We start from the raw sequence: 18,909 nt of genomic DNA, 5'->3' as shown, positions 1-18,909 counted from the left end.
AAACTCATCGCTATTCAGCTCAGCCCAACGTCGGCATTCCAGAGCGGAGCCCACTAAAAACTGGGAGGAACCACCAGCACATCACTCTCGATCTCATTCACAATTCGAGATGACACGCTGCCCAGGAGGAAATTCATCACGTCTGTGCGGCCATGGGTCCCAACAATGACAAGGTCGAGGTCCCCCTGGTCTACCACTGGGCGCAGGGCGTCCACCACGTCACCATCTCTCACCGTGATATCGAACCTGTTCCGCGCGGCCGCGCCAGCGGCCTCGACGGCGAACCTCGCGCATTCACCGATCGCGAACTGTTCAACTTGGCGTGTGTAAGCCGCTTGGTCCTCCGCCCACATCCGGTGAGGCGGATCGATTACATGAAAAAGACCATGCTGGCCATTGGGGAACCAATTCAGGGCAACCTGTAGAGCGGCGCTAGACGACGCCGTCAGGTCGGTAGCCACCAATGTACGTGACCTTGTGTCCAGGAGCTTCTTCTTCACCACGAGCACCGGAACACGTGATGACCGCGCCAGCGCCATGACAGTGCTGCCCATCGGCAGCACGCCCAGTATCATGCTTCCGGCCAGGCCGGTGACGATCAGATCAGCCCGCTCTCTCGTGGCCAGTGCCTGAACCACTGTTGCCGGTCTTCCGCTTTTGACGAGAACGGACGAACGAAGACCCTCGATCCCTGCCAGATCCTCGCGCAGGCGCTTGGCTTTTCGGCGCGCAGCGATCTGATGAGCATGGCGGATCGAGGCGTTGGCAGCTATGCCGGCATCGTCGATTGCGTGAACAGCTGTGAGACTGGCACTCCATTCGATGGCAAGCTGCACCGCGCGATCCTGCGCGCGATCACATCGCGCCGTGAAGTCGGTGGCGAAAACAATATGGCTTGGTATCTGGTTGACGACTGCATCGCCCGACACATCCAGTGAAGGATTGAACATGTTTCCATTCCCATGATCTGAGACGCGTCGGTCGCTTGATGCGGTCCGGCACGTCGGCGGCAGGCCTTGCCGACCGCATGGCTACGTTCTTCGCGACCGCAGATCGCTGAATGTTCCAGCACAGTTGCGGTTTCGCAAACTCGTCGCGTACAAAAGCAGGAGCTATATAGATTGAACCCAAGACGCGGGAGCGACAGAACCCGGTCCGGGTCTAGTGCTCCGCGATAGAGCAGATCCGGATGCAAGAGCAGGAGTATATGTCGCGGGTCTTCATGGCAGCATCTTCGCCCGCGAGCATCAACGAGTCAAGTCGAGGCACTGGGACGCATAAGCGAAACGGCGGGAACCCCGGTGATCCCCATGACGGCGGCGATGCTGCGCGACCAGAAGATGACGCTACCCGACGTCGGCAGCGAAGGCTTGTTTCCGACCCCTTCCCCGCGACGCTTGCGGCGAGAGCTACACTGTCGTGCAGGTGCCCGGTACAGATTCATCGTCGGCTCGAATTAACTCGTATAATTTTATCGGAAATCCTACCGCAACCATAACTTGTCCCATCTTCTTGTGGATGTTTTGTTCCCTGCCGTCGCGAGATCTCGGCTCGGCGTCAATCCTGGTTTGGTAACGGCTTCCCCTCGTAGCGCACGCGAAAATTCCTTCTGTGAAAATCCTGCTCGAAGCAGACGAAGATGAGCTCCAGGTCATTGGCGCTGTCGCGCTTCCCAAGGAGGCTTAGCGTGACAACGATAACGCCGCTGTATCCGCGCGTCAGGCGGAAAGCCGCGTTGCGGATGTCAGTCCCTACCGGATCCTTCCGGTCTTCGCGGCGCTCATAGATGACCCAGAAGCGGGCAGCATCCCAAGTCTGCCGTAGGATTTGACTGACCTCTGCCTTGAACTCTTCGGCATGCATTGCCGGACCCCAAGACAATGCCGTCTCGCCCGCATCGCTCGCGACATTGAGGTAACCGTCATATTGGTAAACGCCTGACAGTGACCGCTCGATCATCTCGAATGCGGTGTTTTCGCTGATTGTTGTTTTGAAGAGAATTGCCATTAAATCGCTGCCTGCCACTGCCGATATGTCGATGAGAAGGCGAGATTACTGGGTGTCGCTTGGGCCAGCAACGAAGACTTGGTCATCACCATAATCGTAACGAACGGCTGACGCGTAGAGATCATTGTAAGGCCGTCGTTCGCGCCATCTCAAAGCGACCGTCTTCTTCAGACCTCGCAAACATCGTGAACAACCACGAGCGCCGCAGTTCCCCCAGTCATGCCAGATGCCCGCCAGCAGCCTGCTCGCAGAGGCCTGCTTGGCTGGCTGTTTGGCAAGTGATACGCATGGCGCAGACCACCAAACGCCGCCATTGGGTGCCGCAAAGCGTTCGCCGACCTGTGCCTCGGCGGTCTCCCCGTTGGCCTTGCCGGCAGCGATTAGGCTCGGAATGTCGGCTCGCGCGGCGTCAGGGGATTCAATGTCATGATTGCCCGGCAGCTTCCAGAATGAGCTCGGTATCTCATTCGGATGTGAAATGAGCGACAGATGGCTGGATTCGAGTTCGATGGCTTTAGCGCCCATGCGTCTGGCCATGAAACGCTGCAGGTCTGGATTAATCGTTCCATCTTGTGTCGAAACGGCGTAGTGGCTTGGCTTGGAACGCCAAGCAGCGTTTGAGGTTTTGCCGTTGAGCAACACCTTTTGGAATGGTTGTTGAACGGCATAGAGAACCCTCGCCCTGGCCTCGGGAAGGTCGCCCCCGAAATCGCGCAGGAACGCTTCCTCCGTCAGCCGTCCTTCGTCGCCGTCGAAGACAATGCCCGCGGTTGCGGCTGGTGTCGGGTAGGTTTTTGCCAAAGCTGCATAGTCCTCACCTGCATCCGGTGCTCGGGCAGCGACATAAACCAGTGAAGAGACGTTCGCATGTACGCCTGCTTCGGAGAGGATCATCCCCGAAAAGGAGTGGCCGACAAAGACGGTCGGACCGTCCTGCCGGTCGAGAATGCGCCGGGCGGCCGCCACGGCATCGGGCAGCGTAGTGAGCGGGTTCTGGACCGCCGTGCAGTTTAGGCCCCTCGCTTGCAGCAGGGCGATAACCTCGGTCCAGCATGATCCGTCGGCGAAAAGTCCATGCACGAGAACGACATTGCGCGCCTTTGGAGGCGTGGTGGCGGCCAGGCCGGCATGTGTCGCAACAAGTGACGTGGCAGCACCGACGAGCAAAGTTTTCGAAAATGTGCGTCTGTTCATCATCCACCGGCCGGCGCTCTGCATCGTGGTGCAGGGCGCGAAATGGACGACGTTTGGCGAACGAAGGCTCCATTATCGCACCAGCCAGGCCATGGTCGTCAGCGTCGAGATGCCGGGTGCAAGCCAGGTGGTGCACGGCGCACCGGATGCGCCCTATCTCAGCGCCGTCATCGAACTCGACCAGGCGATCCTACGCGAAGTTAGCATGGAGGCACCGCCCACTCCGGCCTCCGACGAGCATGCCGCCGCCTTCGTTATGGAACTCAACGAGGCGATCCTCGGCTGCGCCGCGCGCGCCGTCAGCCTGCTTGGCGAGCCGCAGGCAATCCCGCTGCTCTATCCCGGCGTCAAGCGCGAACTCTGCTACCGCCTGCTGGCCGGGCCACATGGCGGTGTCTTCGCCCGCATGGTCGTCGGCGCGGAGCGAAACCGGCGTCTGAAGTACCTCCAGACCGGAGGAATCGCTCATGCGAGCGAGCGTGCGAAATTTAGCTGCATCCACGATAAAGTCGGTCATCTCTACGCCTCGGATGAAATAATAATTTTATGTATTCCTGCATATAGGCGCGACAAATACACAGGATCTCTTCCCTTGTACGCATCGTTTATGAAATTTCGCAGATTTATGTAATCATCAGGCACAATTATGCTAGCTGCTCTTTCTTCGTCACTTAAGCTGTAATCTTTCGGCGCCTTAGAAAGCTGCAGGGCTGCGATTCTGTAATTTTCAATCAGTTCTGGTGCATTCTGCTTTATATATGAAAACGCTTCATTGATTTCATTTGGTGTGGGAAGTACAATCTTGGAGTTGCCCATATTTCCGCTCAAATTCGAAGAAGAAATTATATTGTTGCAGTTACTTCTCGATCAGATCGAACCATCTGCTTTCAGCACGACATCCTAAGCTAGGCGTCAGGACTGAATACTACTCCGCTCCTCGTTAGGCGCAACAGCCACACTGTATCGACATGCCTGTCCAACGCCCAAAAGGATCGGAGACACTGACGCCCTGCGGGTGTCAGTTCAGGGTTATTCGCGTGTTGCTCGCCATGGGTCGACGCTTGGGCGATTTTGGAGAGCTTCGCAAGAACCTCAGGATCGACGAGGTGCGCGACCATCGGATGGATCTTGATGTTGTCTTGCTTCGCAACCTGGTGGAAATTCGTTAGCACCATCGTTGCCAGTTCGCGCGTTGGCGCGATCACGTCGAGCAGCCAAACGATGTCACCACTCTTCCAGTCTTCCGGCTTCAGCCGGACCGGGAACCCACCCGCTTTGCGGCGATCGTAACGAACGGCTGAAAACGCGTAGAGATCATTGTCCGGCCGTTCTCATTGAAGGTCTCTTGACCCCTTTGGAGAACACGTTCGCGCCGTCTCAAAGCGACCGCGCCCCTTCTTCAGACCTCGCAACATTGTGAACCATTAGTAACTTGAAACACGACAAGCAAACCGCATTATCCGACCGATGAATCTGAAGCACCCCATCTCGGCAATCAGTATCGTGGCTTTGGCGGCATGCTCGCATATCGAGCCGCTTGAGACGCCCCTCGCCCAGTCAGCAATCCCGCACCAGTCGCCTTTGACCGATCAAGCGGTGATCGCAGATACGGTGGGTCATAGTGCCGTAGGAGCAACTGCGCTTGCTTGGGCCAACCCATCGACGGGCAGCGCGGGTGTTATCGAGCAGATCGATGCCAGTAACGATGGGCCGAAGCGGCCCATGCAACGGCGCGACAGCGCGAGCACCGAAAAGCTAAGACACCAAGAGTCGCAGCAAGGACTCGTTGAACGGCTAGCAGGTCGTATTCGTCGAGTCCGGTCCGATCTGATCTGGCCTGTCAATGGACTGAGTTCGAAGATGGCGCGTTTACGCGCGTGGCGGCCAGCCCGACGTAAGTGCCGATCAGAACGGTCGCCATCTCCTCTAGCGAGCGACAGCCCTCGTTGTAGAGTTCGATGGCGGCATCACACAAAAACGAGGAGGCTTGATCGTCCCACTCCACCTCGTAGTACCGATACCATTCACGGACCGCCTTCGACATCAGCAGGTGGTCGTTCTCTATGCACTTGGACATGCTTTACCCCAGACATGGAGGCGGCAGGCTTGCGTGGCTATGACTGCTTCTCGTTACGAGACACCGGCGTCGCCATTATCCCGGATTAGGAAAGCCAGGAACACCCACGGGACCTGCCTCCTCCGTGGACGGAGCAACTTCGTTCGGGCCGCCTAACGGCGGTCAATTTCGGCCTCGACCTTCCTCCTTGAGTTTCCAGCGCTCCTCACGGCCTTCTTGACGGCATCTTTCGAGACGCCCTCCTTCTTTGCTTCGTACTTGACCTCGTGATCCTGGCCGCCGGCCACGCGGGCTCGATCCTGCGCGCGGCCTCGGGATGTCGGTGTCTGTGCCATCGGGTTTCTCCTTCAAATGAACGTCCGCAGTAGAAACTCATAACGATTCCGGTGGTTCCCGGGAGATAGTGGATGATGCCGCGCTTGAAGCGGCCGCGGAATTCCCGAAGCTGCCCGGCATGGTGCTGGAGGAATCAGGTTGCTGTGGCTCTCGAACTAAACAATCTCCACCGCTTTCCACTACTGCCGGGCGCAATTCGACCAGCGGAGACGGCGGAATCAATTTGGGAGAGAATTTCCGTAAAGTATTGAAAAATGATTCGTTTTGAGTCGGAACGAATCACCCTGACACGTCTTTGAGTCGCGTATCAGTGATTCGGAGTATTTGTCATGCCGTCAGGACAGCGTGCGCAGTGGAAAGGCTTTCTGAAGTTCGGCGAGGTAAGCTGCGGCGTCGCTCTCTATACGGCAGCCTCGACCAGCGAGCGCATCACCTTCAACACCATCAACAAGGCCACGGGCAACCGCGTCAACCGCATCTTCATAGACAGCGAGACCGAGGATCCGGTGCCGAAGGAAGCCCAGACCAAGGGCTTCGAGATCGAGAACGGCCAGTACCTCATCATCGATCCCGAGGAAATTTCCGCCGCGATCCCCGAGAGCAACAAGACGCTCGAGGTCGAGGCGTTCATCCCCTGCTCCGACGTCGACGACGTCTACTTCGACAAGCCGTACTACCTTACGCCCGACAAGATGGGCGGAGACGCGTTCGCTGCTCTGCGCGATGCGATGAAGAAGTCGATGGTCGCGGCCATCGCCCGCGCTGTCCTATTCCGTCGAATGCGTACGGTGCTGATAAGGCCGCACGGCAAGGGGCTGATCGCCAGCACGCTCAACTACGACTACGAGGTTCGTTCCTCCGAAAAGGCTTTCGAGGAGATGCCCAAGCTCAAGATCGAGGGCGAGATGCTCGATCTGGCCAAGCACATCATCAGCACCAAGAAGGGCGAGTTCGATCCGGCGACCTTCGATGACCGCTACGAAGCCGCCCTCGCGGATCTGGTGAAGGCGAAGCTGGAAGGCAAGTCGCTTCCGAAGCCGAAGAAGGTGCAGGTCTCGAAGCCAAACGATCTTCTGGCCGCGCTCCGCCAGAGTGCTGGGATGATGAAGGCCGCTGACGATAAACCGAAACGCACTGCGGCCAATGCCAATCAAGGCACTGGCAGGCAGCGCGCCGCGCGCGGAGTGGCTTCGAAAGCCGCCTCTTCCGGGGCCGCTCCGCGGCGCAAGGCCAGCTAGGGGGATAGGTCATGGCTCCGAAATATTACTGGAAAGGCTATCTCAAACTTTCCCTCGTCACCTGCCCCGTGGCCATGACCCCGGCCACGAGCGAAAGCGAGAAGGTTCGCTTCCATACACTCAACAAGGAGACGGGCAACCGCGTCGTCTCCCGCTACATCGATTACGTCACGGGCAAGCCTGTCAGGGACGAGAACGAAGCCAAGGGCTACGCTCGCGGGGAGAATGACTACGTTATCCTCACCGAGGACGATCTGGATGCCGTCGCGCTCGACACGGTGAAGACGATCGACATCGACAAGTTCGTCCCGGCCGACAGCATCGAGTGGATCTATCTTGAGAAGCCGCACTACCTGATGCCGGACGACGCCGTCGGTAACGAGGCATTCGCGGTGATCAGGGATGCCATGAAGGCCGATAAGGTTTTCGGCGTGTCGAAGCTCGTGATGGGCCGCCGAGAGCGGGCGGTCGTCCTGGAACCGCGCGGTGAAGGGATCGTGCTCTGGACGCTGCGTTTCGGCGACGAGGTTCGGCCGGAAGAGAACTATTTCGAAGACATCGACGAGCAGGCCGATCCGGATCTCATTCCCCTTGTGCAGCAGCTTATCAAGCAGAAGACCGCGCGTTGGTCTCCGGACATGGTGAGTGATCCAATCCAGGAAAGCCTGCTCAAGCTCATCGCTGAGAAGAAGAAGGCGCTGAAGCCGAAAAAGGCGGCGAAGGGGAAGGCGGGCGAATCCGCTCCGAAGTCGAATGTGGTCAGCATCATGGACGCGCTCCGCAAGAGCGTCGAGGCAGATCTCAAAGGTAGAAAGTCAGGGTAGTCAGATGCACTTGCTGGAAACGAAGATTGTTCACGAGACAACAGGATGGCGGGTAGACTTTCTCGGCGACGACGGCGATTTGGTGTCGATCAAGGTCGCGGACGGTCATGCTGCAAGCGAAGACGAGGCCATCGAGCGTGCGAAAGAGGTCATGGTGCAGTTGACGGCATATGGCACGCGTGGCGGCGGCCGGAGCATCAACCCGTACGATGCCGCCAGCAATGGAAATTTTGACGAGGACGAGCCGTTGCTGGATACGTGGCACTGATCCGCCCGAGGAAACTCCAGCCTCTCAAACAAAAAAGGGCCGTGGCGAAACCGAACCGACCCTCCTCATCATCGCCTTCTTACCAGTGCCAGTACATTCGTGGTCAAAAGCATTTCAGCAGCCTTGCGAGCAAAGAAATTCAGTGCTCATGGATTTTGAACAAGGTATCAACCTCACACCCACGGCGTGGTCAGTCTTGGGCAGCGGGCCAGTCGTCCAAAGGTTCATCGATCTCGTCGACGGGATCGTCAGTTTGGATCCGGGTCGCGGTCGTACGCAGCTCTCAGAGAGTCGAGTTCCGGCGAGTTCTGGTCCCACGCCCTCAATCGCACCAAAGAACGTCCCGATCAGCGTTACGCCTCCGAGTCCCGAACGTGGTGCTAATGTCACAGCACCCACACGCTCGACAACCTCACCTTCCCCGTCGCTATCGGAAACCCAGCTCCCAACCCTGCGGCGTGACGTCTTGCATCTTCGCAACCAATCCCCTCGAAGCGACCGGGCGCGCTATGATAAGTCGATCGGTTTAGGCAGGCTTGCTGTTGCGCGGCGATTGAAGGCTTTCACTGCGATCGAAGGGTACTAGATCGAGGAGTCGATCTATCTGGCAGCAGATGACGCAGGGGCATGATCAGCGAGGCAGTTGCGCCAGAACCGCCTGACTCCCATTACTCGCCTGATCCCCCGTCCCCGGCAAGCCGTTCCGCTTTGGGCGGACCCGTGGGCTCCCTCGCCTCACCTGGCCGGCCGAGCCAGTGACCTTGCGATATCGACGATGTCATCGCGCGAGGCGGTTGGATCCTCCTTGTTCCAGGCAACCCCAAGCCCGATCCGGAAGTCGATGCCTCTCACCGCTTTCAGCTCGAAGGCCCGGTTCGGCAGGCCCTCGGTCCATTCCGGCGCAAAGCCGATGCCAAGGCCGGCCGAGACCAGCGACACTAGGGAATAGGTGTCGTCGCAGCTATAGGCGATGTTGCGGGTCAGATCGTATTCCTCGAACTTCTCGTTGAAGTACCGCTCGGTGTAGGAGAGGTTCTTGCGATTGAAGGCAATGATCTTCTCCCCGCGCAGATCATCGATGGAAATCTCCGTCTGCCCGGCCAGCCGGTTGCTCCTCGCCACCGCCAGCAGATAGCGCTCATGGGCGATCGAGGAGAAGCGCAAGGAGCCGATGTTTTCCACCGGTCTGATGAAGCCGAGATTGATCTGGCCGTTTTCCAGGCCGCGGATGATGTCGCCGGTATTGCCGCTTGATATATGAATGCGGATGTCCGGGTACTTGCGGGCGATCTTTCCAAGAAACGCCGGCAGCACGCCGGTGGTCGCCGGATAGACGGTGCCGATCCTGATCTGCCGGATCGTCTTGCCGGCCACCGCCCTGGTGATCTCGGCCGACAGATCGACCTCACTCAGGATCCCGACGCAGCGCTCGTGGAAGATCTCCCCTGCCCGCGTCAGCTCCACCCGCCGGGTCGAGCGGATGAACAGCGCGCAGCCGAGCTCGCGCTCCAGCGCCTGCACGTGATTGGAGAGCGCCGGCTGGGCGATGCGCACCTTGGCGGCCGCCCGGCCGAAATGGAGTTCCTCGGCCACCGCGACGAAGTAGGAGAGCTGCCGTAGTTCCATGAACGAGCTCCGCCGCACGTCGCATTTGTTGCAACGATGCTTCGTAAAAGGTAAGTTGCGCCAGAATAGCAGTCTGAAGTTTTGTTTTCAATACCCAACTTTCTAAAAACGAAAGTTTTATGCTGAAGCACTCGCAATGTCGCGCTGCAAGAGCGCTTTTGGATTGGACCCAAGGGGACCTGGCTGAGCGAACATCGATAAGCGCGGTTTCGATACGCGCCTTTGAAAAAGGTGGAGATATGCGTGAAAGCAATCTTCGCCTTCTGACGCTCACCTTCGAAGCCGCAGGAATCATCTTTCAGGCTGATGGCGAAGTCACCGGAGGAGGAATCGGGGTGCGGCTTCGTTCTTCTATTGATGACGCTTGATTGAGCCGAGTAAACCTCGTTTATTCGCAACTTAGCTTCCGGAAATCCTTGGTGCAATTTCAAAGGTCATAGGTTCGAATCCTGTCGGGTGCGCCATTTGTTCCATCATAAGTCTTTGTTTTACCTGCGCTAATTGGTTGGGCCGCCTTGGTCTGCGCCGGAATCCGCTGATCTGCAACTTTTGTCGCCATAGCTGTGCGCCTGACATCAAAAATTGAAAGCGATAGCGGTAACGGTGGTGTTTTCGCTCCACTGGTTCGTCGCCAGTAGGCATCGGCGAGGGCTAATCGCTCCGTTAGACTTGTCCGACATCGATTCCACGTCGTTTGCCCATTCAGGGTGCTTTGCCGGGGTCATGTATCGTCGCTTCATCCATGCGATGACGAAGCGGCATCACGTCAAGGACGGGGCCGAGGTCTCCACTCGCTCCCTGCCCGAGCTACAAGTCGCCTGTAGCTCCGACGGCGCCAGCTCCAAAAAAATTTGCTCCATCGATCATTTTTCCACTTGCCACCACCGAGCTTTTGACCTGACAATTTTAACAAGTTAACCGGCTCCCTTCACATGCAGTTTTATACCTATGCGACCATCGCGTGCGATGGACGCCTCACTGACGGCATCGCGCCGCCAGCCGCGAACCCGTTCCCGGCGACCGCTTCCTCAAATAGCAGTGACCAAGCTCCCCTTCGCGGGAGGGCTCACCTGTGACCGCTTATTACAACGAGATCAGCCCCTACCACGCTCAATGGCTCCGAAACCTCATTTCCGTAAACTTGATCGCTCCAGGCGATGTAGATGAAAGATCAATCGCCGATGTCCAACCAGACGACCTCAAAGGATATACCCAGTGTCATTTTTTCGCCGGGATCGGTGGATGGTCGAGAGCCCTCCGACTTGCGGGATGGGGTGACGACCGGCACGTATGGACGGGCAGCTGCCCCTGTCAGCCGTTCTCAGCCATCGGAGCCCGACGAGGCTTCGAGGACGAGCGTCATCTATGGCCGGAATTCAAGCGCCTCATCTCGGAGCGACGCCCTTCAGTCATCTTTGGAGAGCAATCTGCGAACGCTGCTGACTGGCTCAGACTTGTGCGAAGTGACCTGGAAGCCATGGACTTCGCCGTGGGGGCAATCCCTATCGAGGCCGCGAGCGCGGGTGCGGACGTCCTTGGAGACCGATTTTGGTTTGTGGCCTCGGCCGACGTCACTGAGCTTTGCGGCGAGTCACCAACCCGGGAACAGCAGGAACTTGAACCTGATCCGGTCGCACATCCTTTCGATGCTGGGAGAGAAGACAACTGGCGTCGGGGGCAAGATGGCAGATTGCGGCGCGTTGACCCCAGCATTCATTGGATGGCTCATGGGGTACCCGCCCGAATGGGAAAAATCAGCGGCTTCGGGAATGCGGTCGACCCGCGCCCGGCCGCAGCGGTAATCAAAGCCTATATTAAGACCTTAGGTGACGAGAACAACACATGGGGTGCCCTAAGCGACACCCTTTCTCCAGCGGCCGCTGGCCCGTGGCACGACACGCGGCGGTCAGCCTGATGACCGCCTATTACAACGAGAATAATCCGTTTGCGGCGCAGTGGCTTCGCAACCTTGTAGCTCGCAACTTGATCGCCCCCGGCGATGTGGATGAAAGATCAATCACCGATGTCCAACCAGAAGACCTCACCGGATATTCCCAGTGTCATTTTTTCGCCGGTATCGGTGGATGGTCACGAGCCCTCCGCCTTGCCGGATGGGCCGACGACCGGCACGTTTGGACAGGCAGTTGCCCCTGTCAGCCGTTCTCTGTGTCGGGAAAGCAGCAAGGTTTCGACGATCCCCGGCATCTTTGGCCGGAATTCAAGCGGCTCATCGCGGAGCGACAGCCTTCAGTCGTGTTTGGAGAGCAATCTGCGAACGCTGCTGACTGGCTCGCCCTCGTGCGAAGTGATTTGGAAGCCATGGGTTACGCCATGGGGGCAATCCCGCTGGAAGCCGCGAGCGCGGGTGCGGAACACTTCCGAGATCGTTATTGGTTTGTGGCCGACTACGACAACGCCGAGTGGCGGCCAGAGCGTTCCGAGCGGCACGAGCCTCTCGGGGATGACGCCGGACGGAAAGAAAAGGCAAGTGACGTTGCAGAACGTGGTCCTCTCTTTGTGGAGCACGCTTCGGGCTTCGGATGGGGCGAAGGGTGGACCGAACATGAGTTTCGGCGCAGGGGGTTCACCGCTTCCGTCGCAAGTTTTCGCGGCAGGCAATATGTCGAGTGCCCCGATGGAAAATGGCGGGCGCTCCCTGCACCCAGAGTTCGCTGGCTGGGAGATGGGATACCTGTGTTTAAGCATGGAATGTTGACCCCTCTGGCGGGGTAATACTTATCCAATTTTGACCCCCCTTGGATTTCATCCGACCATCCGGCTTTTGCCAGTGGATGGGGTGGGGAGTTGAAGAGAGTGGATACGATTGCCCGTGTCCGACGAGCCTTCCATGTTCAGGGCTGGTCGGTGAAGAAGATCACCAGAGAGCTGAATGTTTCGCGTAATACGGTTCGCAAAATCCTGCGTTCTGATGCGACTGATTTTGTCTACAAACGAGAACATCAACCGTTGCCCAGGATCGGAGCCTGGAAGGGTGATATTGAACGGTTCCTCATTGCCAACGAAGGCAAGGCATCGCGCGAACGGCTGACGCTGATCCGGATTTACGAGGAGGTCCGGGCACTTGGCTACGACGGCAGTTATGACGCGATCCGGCGATATGCCAAGACCTGGGCGATGAACCGGGGAGCCGTGACGGCGGAAGCCTATGTGCCCCTCTATTACGCGCCAGGCGAAGCCTACCAGTTCGACTGGAGCCACGAGATCATTCTGGTCAACGGGGTGACTACGACCGTGAAGGTCGCGCATGTCCGGCTCTGCCACAGCCGGATGATGTTCGCCCGAGCCTATATGCGTGAGAGCCAGGAGATGGTGTTCGATGCCCATGACAAGGCCTTCGCCTTCTTCCGTGGCACCTGCACGCGCGGCATCTACGATAACATGAAGACTGCGGTCGAGGCGGTGTTCGTCGGCAAGGAGCGACAATACAATCGCCGCTTCCTGCAGATGTGCAGCCACTATCTGGTCCATCCCGTTGCCTGCACGCCCGCATCCGGATGGGAGAAGGGACAGGTCGAGAACCAGGTCGGACTGGTTCGAGAACGCTTCTTCACACCACGTCTTCGGGTTAAAAGCCTGGATGAGCTGAATGTCTGGTTGCTCGATAAGTGCATCGCTTACGCCAAGGCACACCGTCATCCTGAACAGACCGAGCGAATGATCTGGCAGGTGTTCGAGGAGGAACGCGGCAGCCTCGTGCATTACGTCGGGCCGTTCGATGGTTTCCACAGCGTCCCGGCCTCGGTGTCGAAGACCTGCACGGTCCGTTTCGACAACAACAAATACTCCGTCCTCTCGACTGCGGTCGGCCGCCCTGTTGAGGTTCACGCCTATGCCGAGAAGATCGTCATCAGGCAGGACGGCGTGAACGTCGGTGAGCATCCGCGTTGCTTTGGCCGTGGCGAGACGATCTACGATCCCTGGCATTATGTCCCCGTTCTGGCTCGCAAACCCGGCGCTTTGCGCAACGGCGCACCGTTCAGGGACTGGGTGTTGCCAGCGGCGATGGAGAAGGTCCGCAAGCGCCTGAAGAGCGTCCACGACGGTGATCGGCAAATGGTCACAATCCTTGCATGCGTTCCCACCGATGGTCTGACGGCCGTCGATGCGGCCTGTCAGGAGGCGCTGGACCAGGGCGTCTGCTCGGCCTCGGTGATCATCAACATTCTGGCTCGTAGTCGTGACCCGGCTCCGGCCGCAACCCTGCAAACCCCGGATGCGCTGCGGCTGACCCATGAACCGGTCGCCGACTGCGCACGCTATGACAGCCTCAGGAGGGCAAGCTGATGGAACGCACACAGGTTCTCGAACTGATGAGCACGCTGAAGCTCTATGGAATGCGCAGCGCCTACGACGAGGTCATGGGCAACGGCATCAAACGGCAGCACGAGCCGCCGCGCATTGTCGGTGATCTCTTGCAGTCGGAGATCGCCGAGAAGCAGGCCCGCTCCATTCGCTACCAACTCAGCATCGCCAAGCTGCCGCTGGCCAAGGACATCGACGATTTCGACTTCACCGATACGCCGGTCAATGAATCCCTGGTGCGGGAGCTGGCTACCGGCACCTTCGTCGCCGATCAGCGTAACGTCGTCCTCGTCGGCGGCACGGGAACCGGAAAGAGCCATCTCGCCATCGCGATTGCCCGTGCACTGATCCGCAACGGAACACGCGGGCGCTTCTTCAACGTCGTCGATCTGGTCAATCGGCTGGAAACGGAAACGCGCAGCGGCAAGCAAGGGCGGACGGCCGACTATCTCAATCGTCTCGACTTCATCATCCTCGACGAACTCGGATACCTGCCTTTCGCCCTGGCCGGCGGCCAACTCCTGTTCCATCTGATCAGCAGGCTCTACGAGCGCACGTCGATCATTGTCACCACGAACCTGGCGTTCGGTGAATGGCCGACGGTGTTCGGCGATGCCAAGATGACGACGGCACTTCTCGACCGCCTGACCCATCACTGCGAGATTGTCGAGACCGGCAACGAGTCCTGGCGCTTCAAGAACCGCTCTCAAAGCTAAAAGCCGAAGAAGATCATCACCCGCACTTGGCCTACCCTCTGCAACCCCGGCCAGCGCCGGGCAGGCCAAGCGCTGATCTACAGCACAGGGGGGTCAAAATTGGATAAGCAAAAGGGGTCAATGTTCGGTGCTGATTGACAATCTGGACCGCGAGGTCAGTAGCGATTGCAAGATCACTTGTCGGCCCGACGCCGCAACCATCGCCGTGGCTTCCTAAGATCGATCTCTCGGCGGCAATGCCCGCCAGCCGAAGGCAGATTTCGTCTCGGTACCTTTGCTCGTTGCGGACTTCCAGGACCGGAAACTCGAAGCTGGCTCCCCCCGCCGATTGCACTTCAAGTCTGGGGTTGATCTGGCTGGCGACTTTGACGCCAAGAAAAACACCGAGCCCCAGCGCCCGGCCGACCACGGCATGGCCAGCCTCGTGGATTGAAATGGCGTGTCTGTACGCCCCGCTGATTTTGAGGAGCTCAGGCAACTGAGACATCAAATCACCGAGAATCACCGGCCGGTTCTCACGCCTGGCCCGCTTCTTGGCGTCCCGAACCATTCGATCGAGGTCAGCGCCAGACATCGCTTCCGTTGGCGGACCGAGTTTATCGATACCTTCCACGGCTTGTTCACCAAGCATTTGGTCAATAATGGCGACACGATCGACTAGGTTGGGCAGTCCAATAACAACATGTCTGTCGAGCCTGCCAGGGCGAAGAATTGCGGGGTCGATCTTCTCTGGGAAGTTGGTGGCACCGATGATAACCAAGCCGTCGCGCTTTGCGGAGCCATCCAATGCCTCCAGCAACGCATTCACGACCTGGATGGAGTATGGCGCATACTCACCGCTGAACTTGCTCCTGTCGCCAATCGAGTCGAGTTCGTCGATCAGAAGGATGCTGGGCGCTTTGTCGACGGCGGACGCAAAATCGGCCCGCATCGCCTTAAGAAGATCGCCCAGATGCCCCTTCGCTTGCCATTGGCCGATGGAGGTCGCCACGAAATTGACGCCACATGTTTTTGCAAGGGCCCGGGCGAAAATCGTCTTCCCAACGCCTGGAGGCCCGGCCAAAAGAAGACCGCGATCAACCTCCGACCATTTCAGCCGTCCGCACCGCCAAGCTTTTAAATCCTTGGCAAGCTGCAGTCCCCACTCCTTGGCCGCACCGTAGCCATGTAGATCTTCCAGACGCGGAGCCTGCTCTTCAATCGGCGCCGCTTCTGGATTGCTCGGAGGGACTGACCTCAGCCGAAAGATCGCATTTGCGGCGGTACTATTCCGCCGCAAGGCCGCAAACATCAGATCAGGCGGGAAGGACAAAAGTTGCCGAGCCTGTTTGGCCGACATCCTCAGCTTTAGAACCTGAGCACACGCCTCTCGCAGGTCGTTTTCATTGATGGGCTGCAGGTCGATAAAGGTATCGATGGCGACGGTGACGATCGGCGGCAGGCTCCGCGTCTCCGTAAACAGGACAGCTCGTTGCCGCTTTCCGCATTTTTCGTAAAATTCGTCTTTCACATGCTGCGGCTTATCTGTCGCCGCGATGCATGCAAATCCGACATGGTCCCAATCGTCGCGCTCTAGGCCCTCATACAAGAAGGCAACCGCGCAAGCCTTATAGTCATCGGCGGCTTTCCCTTCGGGCGTTACAAGGGCGATAATACCCGGGCCGCCCAACTTGAAATATTTGCATTGCTCAAGCGCTCGTTCGAATGTTCGATAGAGCGCATAGTGTTTGACCGACGAATTGATCTTCGCATTTGTGGTGCCAATAGGCATAGCTCGTCCTCAACTGCACGAGGCAGCGTGAATGGTTCCGGAAGGTTTTGGGGAGTTAGTCGCGCCTGCGGCGGACTATGGTCTCGGGCCCGATCAAACGTTCGTCCAGGTCCATTTCGATGAACCTGTGCAGCACCATGGAGGCCAGGCCAGCTACTGGCTTGATCTCTCGAAAGACGATGAGCGCTTCCGCTACCGTTAACCTAGAGCATTCGTCTAGAGCTGCGAGTAGTCGGATCCGGTCCGATAAAGGCGCCTCGTACCTGGCGTATCGCAATAGATCCTTGGCGTTCTTCAATCGGATACGTGGGAGCGCAGACGCCGCGATCGCCTCGTACGGGAAACCCGCATCGATAGATTTTGCCTTTGCCCAATCCGGTGCTCCGTCATCTCGGACACCATCGATAGCAAACCGCACATCAGCTCTTTCGACCATAAAATCCGGTTTGTAGACCTGCCCATCGTTGGACAGCGAAAGGGACCGGCATGACCACGACAGAACATCGTCGTCGACGTCCAGCAGGCACGCGATGTCTCTTGCCAGCTGATCTCTGAACAGCACTGCTCCCACGCAACGAACCGTGCTGAGCGGATAGAAAATTTGGACAGGACTATTTTGCGCGAAATCGCGCGACGAAGAGATGCTCATCATGAACCCTCGAAAACACACGAAACAACAGCCTCCGCGATTGCGGAGCGGTTCAGCGTGCTATTCGTATCTGGGTCCGAGCGATCATCTTCATGATGAACAAATACGGAACAAAAATCATGCTGTCAATTGAAAAATGCGGCCGCTGAGCTAGCGGCCGCACGTCATTTAGTCATTGAAAATTCGATCACGCTCCGACTTCATAAATGCCGACGACGTCGGAATGTGTGAAGATTCTCGAATCTCGAAGGCGTCAACTCACTTGGCTGTCGCCGCCTCTTCGATGATCTTCGCAACCTTGTCGGGATGGGAAACCATGACGACGTGCGATGCGCCCTTCACAACGACGGTATCTTTGGACTTGGCGCGTTCCGCCATCCAAGCAATTGCTTTCGGCGGGATGTTTTTGTCGGCGTCACCGTAGATGAACCAGGACGGGATGTTCTTCCACGCGGCATTTTCGGACTTCTCCCCGAGGGCAGCCGACGTAACAGGGCGCTGGGTTGCCGCCATCAACTTCGCTGCAGCTGCCGGAACATCGGCGGCAAACTGGCTGTGGAACTTGTCCTGCTGAATATAAAGGTCCTCGCCTCCATCATTCAGCGCTACAGGTGCCGCAAGCGTGCCACCAAGCGTGCTCCCAGGAAACTTACCTGAGAGGTCGATGGCGGATTCGCCAGTGTCTGGCGCGAATGCGGAGACGAAGACCAGCGACTTTACCTTGGACGGGTCCGCGGCCTCGGAGATGACCGATCCGCCGTACGAGTGACCGACCAGAACCACCGGCGTCTTAAAGCTGGCGACGAGATGGCGCACATAGTCGCCATCGGATTTAACACCTCGGAGAGGATTCGCGACCGCTGTTACGGAGTATCCATCAGCTTCCAGCTTTTTGATCACGCCGTTCCAGCTTGACGCTTCCGCGAACGCGCCGTGGACGAGGACGATTGCTGGCTTTTCGGCAGCATTCGCCGAACCGGTCATACCGAGCGCCGCGGCGCCGAGCAGCGCGGCAGTTATCAACTTAATCATGGGAATTACCTTTTGCTTTTGGGGAACGTTATTCGGTGAGGCAGACCTTGCTTTGCGGCTCAAGGTCACCCGTTTGTGGAACGAAGGGTCTCAAAGAGGAACCACACCCTCATCTCGCCTTGGTCTATCCAGTTTTCGAGTAGGCTGGCGGTCGCAACATCGCGATATTCGTCGCAGAGCTCATGCAAGGCCCGCATCCGGGCGATGAGACTGCCGTTGTCCTCGCGCAGCTCGGCGAGCATCTCATGCGGGTGAACAAAGTCTGCGTCGTTGTCAGTGATACGCTGCTGTCGCGCTATATCGCCGATGGAACGCAGTGTCGTACCGCCGAGCTTTCGAACTCGTTCGGCCAAGGGGTCCGTGATGGCAAAGAGTTCTTCGCCATGGGTATCAAGGAGCAGGTGATAGCTCCGAAAATTCGGCCCCGACATGTGCCAGTGGAAATTCTTGGTCTTAATATAAAGCGCGAAGACGTCAGCTAGCAGCGTTGTGGCAGCAGCAGAAATGTCCTTCACCGCTTCCTCGCCGAACCCAGTCGGCGTTTTAAGCGCAGCGGCGCGGTGCAAGTTATCGATCTGGTCCATTGAAAACTCCTTTTGCGTTTCTAGAGTTCATTCCATTCTGCCCGATGCCATTGGATCGCTTGCTGGGAATGACTCCAGCAGCGCCTCATCAACGAGTTCATCTGCAGTGGTGCGTTTTGCGTGGGGCATCTCAAGTGGCATATCGGCCATCTCGGGCATGACTTCGATGCCATCGCGGACCTCGGCTCGACTGTCGAGATTTTTGCTGTCCATTTCTAGATCTCCTTTTGCCTTTGGTGATCTTTGCGAAATGCAACGAAAATA

The 18,909-nt window shown here is 58.0% G+C and carries 20 protein-coding genes and 2 pseudogenes; 10 read left to right on the top strand and 12 right to left on the bottom strand.

What is annotated here, in order from left to right:
• Window positions 1-53: 53 nt before the first annotated feature.
• The 3 genes and pseudogenes from AC245Y_RS28495 to AC245Y_RS28485 all read right to left on the bottom strand — a co-directional run bounded on the left by AC245Y_RS28495 (window position 54) and on the right by AC245Y_RS28485 (window position 3,204).
• Entirely contained in the window at window positions 54-950 is an 897-nt protein-coding gene (locus AC245Y_RS28495; RefSeq protein ID WP_017996663.1) for a universal stress protein, read from the bottom strand.
• A gap of 607 nt (window positions 951-1,557) precedes the next feature.
• Complete coding sequence (locus AC245Y_RS28490) at window positions 1,558-2,007, bottom strand: hypothetical protein (RefSeq protein ID WP_003553728.1); 450 nt, start codon at window positions 2,005-2,007, stop codon at window positions 1,558-1,560.
• 424 nt (window positions 2,008-2,431) lie between these two features.
• Window positions 2,432-3,204, bottom strand: a pseudogene (locus AC245Y_RS28485) (alpha/beta fold hydrolase).
• On the opposite strand from AC245Y_RS28485, the gene AC245Y_RS28480 reads away from it, so the two are divergent.
• Window positions 3,116-3,832, top strand: coding sequence for an AraC family transcriptional regulator (locus AC245Y_RS28480; protein ID WP_487762871.1), 717 nt, complete (start codon window positions 3,116-3,118; stop codon window positions 3,830-3,832). The pseudogene AC245Y_RS28485 and the gene AC245Y_RS28480 overlap by 89 nt on opposite strands.
• 274 nt (window positions 3,833-4,106) lie before the next feature.
• Here AC245Y_RS28480 and AC245Y_RS28475 read toward each other — a convergent pair whose 3' ends face one another.
• The 3 genes from AC245Y_RS28475 to AC245Y_RS28465 form a co-directional block, all read right to left on the bottom strand.
• A complete protein-coding gene (locus AC245Y_RS28475; protein WP_017996665.1) occupies window positions 4,107-4,406 on the bottom strand; it encodes a hypothetical protein in 300 nt (99 codons plus the stop codon).
• A 635-nt stretch (window positions 4,407-5,041) separates the two neighbouring features.
• Complete coding sequence (locus tag AC245Y_RS28470) at window positions 5,042-5,278, bottom strand: hypothetical protein (RefSeq protein ID WP_012763477.1); 237 nt, start codon at window positions 5,276-5,278, stop codon at window positions 5,042-5,044.
• A 152-nt stretch (window positions 5,279-5,430) separates the two neighbouring features.
• Complete coding sequence (locus AC245Y_RS28465) at window positions 5,431-5,613, bottom strand: DUF3606 domain-containing protein (RefSeq protein ID WP_003553719.1); 183 nt, start codon at window positions 5,611-5,613, stop codon at window positions 5,431-5,433.
• Window positions 5,614-5,681: 68 nt separating this feature from the next.
• Here AC245Y_RS28465 and AC245Y_RS28460 point away from each other — a divergent pair, with 68 nt between their 5' ends.
• The 4 genes from AC245Y_RS28460 (at window position 5,682) to AC245Y_RS28445 (ending at window position 7,944) form a co-directional block, all read left to right on the top strand.
• Window positions 5,682-5,882 (top strand): hypothetical protein, encoded by a 201-nt coding sequence (locus tag AC245Y_RS28460; RefSeq protein WP_157628370.1) that lies wholly within the window; start codon window positions 5,682-5,684, stop codon window positions 5,880-5,882.
• Between the two features lie 61 nt (window positions 5,883-5,943).
• Window positions 5,944-6,852, top strand: coding sequence for a non-homologous end joining protein Ku (gene ku / locus AC245Y_RS28455; protein ID WP_017996666.1), 909 nt, complete (start codon window positions 5,944-5,946; stop codon window positions 6,850-6,852).
• A gap of 11 nt (window positions 6,853-6,863) precedes the next feature.
• Entirely contained in the window at window positions 6,864-7,676 is an 813-nt protein-coding gene (gene ku, locus AC245Y_RS28450; protein ID WP_017996667.1) for a non-homologous end joining protein Ku, read from the top strand.
• 4 nt (window positions 7,677-7,680) lie between these two features.
• Window positions 7,681-7,944 (top strand): hypothetical protein, encoded by a 264-nt coding sequence (locus AC245Y_RS28445; RefSeq protein ID WP_017996668.1) that lies wholly within the window; start codon window positions 7,681-7,683, stop codon window positions 7,942-7,944.
• Window positions 7,945-8,679: 735 nt separating this feature from the next.
• On the opposite strand, the gene AC245Y_RS28440 is transcribed toward AC245Y_RS28445, so the two are convergent.
• Complete coding sequence (locus AC245Y_RS28440; protein ID WP_017996669.1) at window positions 8,680-9,570, bottom strand: LysR family transcriptional regulator; 891 nt, start codon at window positions 9,568-9,570, stop codon at window positions 8,680-8,682.
• Window positions 9,571-9,689: 119 nt separating this feature from the next.
• On the opposite strand from AC245Y_RS28440, the gene AC245Y_RS28435 reads away from it, so the two are divergent.
• The 5 genes and pseudogenes from AC245Y_RS28435 to istB all read left to right on the top strand — a co-directional run bounded on the left by AC245Y_RS28435 (window position 9,690) and on the right by istB (window position 14,609).
• Window positions 9,690-9,938: a helix-turn-helix domain-containing protein gene (locus AC245Y_RS28435; protein ID WP_003553710.1), complete on the top strand. Its 249-nt coding sequence runs from the start codon at window positions 9,690-9,692 to the stop codon at window positions 9,936-9,938.
• Window positions 9,939-10,642: 704 nt separating this feature from the next.
• The gene (locus AC245Y_RS28430; RefSeq protein ID WP_017996672.1) at window positions 10,643-11,485 is read left to right on the top strand and encodes a DNA cytosine methyltransferase; all 843 of its coding nucleotides are present in this window, start codon (window positions 10,643-10,645) and stop codon (window positions 11,483-11,485) included.
• Entirely contained in the window at window positions 11,485-12,303 is an 819-nt protein-coding gene (locus tag AC245Y_RS28425) for a DNA cytosine methyltransferase (RefSeq protein ID WP_017996673.1), read from the top strand. The genes AC245Y_RS28430 and AC245Y_RS28425 overlap by 1 nt, the downstream gene beginning before the upstream one ends.
• A gap of 72 nt (window positions 12,304-12,375) precedes the next feature.
• Window positions 12,376-13,869 (top strand): annotated as a pseudogene (gene istA, locus AC245Y_RS28420) (IS21 family transposase); the annotation flags it as partial.
• A gap of 5 nt (window positions 13,870-13,874) precedes the next feature.
• Window positions 13,875-14,609 (top strand): IS21-like element helper ATPase IstB, encoded by a 735-nt coding sequence (gene istB / locus AC245Y_RS28415; protein WP_017996675.1) that lies wholly within the window; start codon window positions 13,875-13,877, stop codon window positions 14,607-14,609.
• 31 nt (window positions 14,610-14,640) lie between these two features.
• Here istB and AC245Y_RS28410 read toward each other — a convergent pair whose 3' ends face one another.
• The 5 genes from AC245Y_RS28410 to AC245Y_RS28390 form a co-directional block, all read right to left on the bottom strand.
• Window positions 14,641-16,380 (bottom strand): AAA family ATPase, encoded by a 1,740-nt coding sequence (locus AC245Y_RS28410; protein WP_017996676.1) that lies wholly within the window; start codon window positions 16,378-16,380, stop codon window positions 14,641-14,643.
• Between the two features lie 55 nt (window positions 16,381-16,435).
• On the bottom strand, window positions 16,436-17,032 hold the full coding sequence (locus AC245Y_RS28405) for a hypothetical protein (RefSeq protein ID WP_017996677.1): 597 nt from the start codon (window positions 17,030-17,032) through the stop codon (window positions 16,436-16,438).
• A 255-nt stretch (window positions 17,033-17,287) separates the two neighbouring features.
• Window positions 17,288-18,061 (bottom strand): alpha/beta fold hydrolase, encoded by a 774-nt coding sequence (locus AC245Y_RS28400; RefSeq protein WP_017996678.1) that lies wholly within the window; start codon window positions 18,059-18,061, stop codon window positions 17,288-17,290.
• Between the two features lie 65 nt (window positions 18,062-18,126).
• A complete protein-coding gene (locus tag AC245Y_RS28395) occupies window positions 18,127-18,645 on the bottom strand; it encodes a Dps family protein (RefSeq protein WP_017996679.1) in 519 nt (172 codons plus the stop codon).
• 27 nt (window positions 18,646-18,672) lie between these two features.
• On the bottom strand, window positions 18,673-18,858 hold the full coding sequence (locus AC245Y_RS28390; protein WP_017996680.1) for a hypothetical protein: 186 nt from the start codon (window positions 18,856-18,858) through the stop codon (window positions 18,673-18,675).
• Between the last annotated feature and the right edge of the window lie 51 nt (window positions 18,859-18,909).

The organism is Rhizobium sp. SRDI943, assembly GCF_057653695.1.
This window is presented reverse-complemented; position numbering and strand designations above follow the sequence as displayed.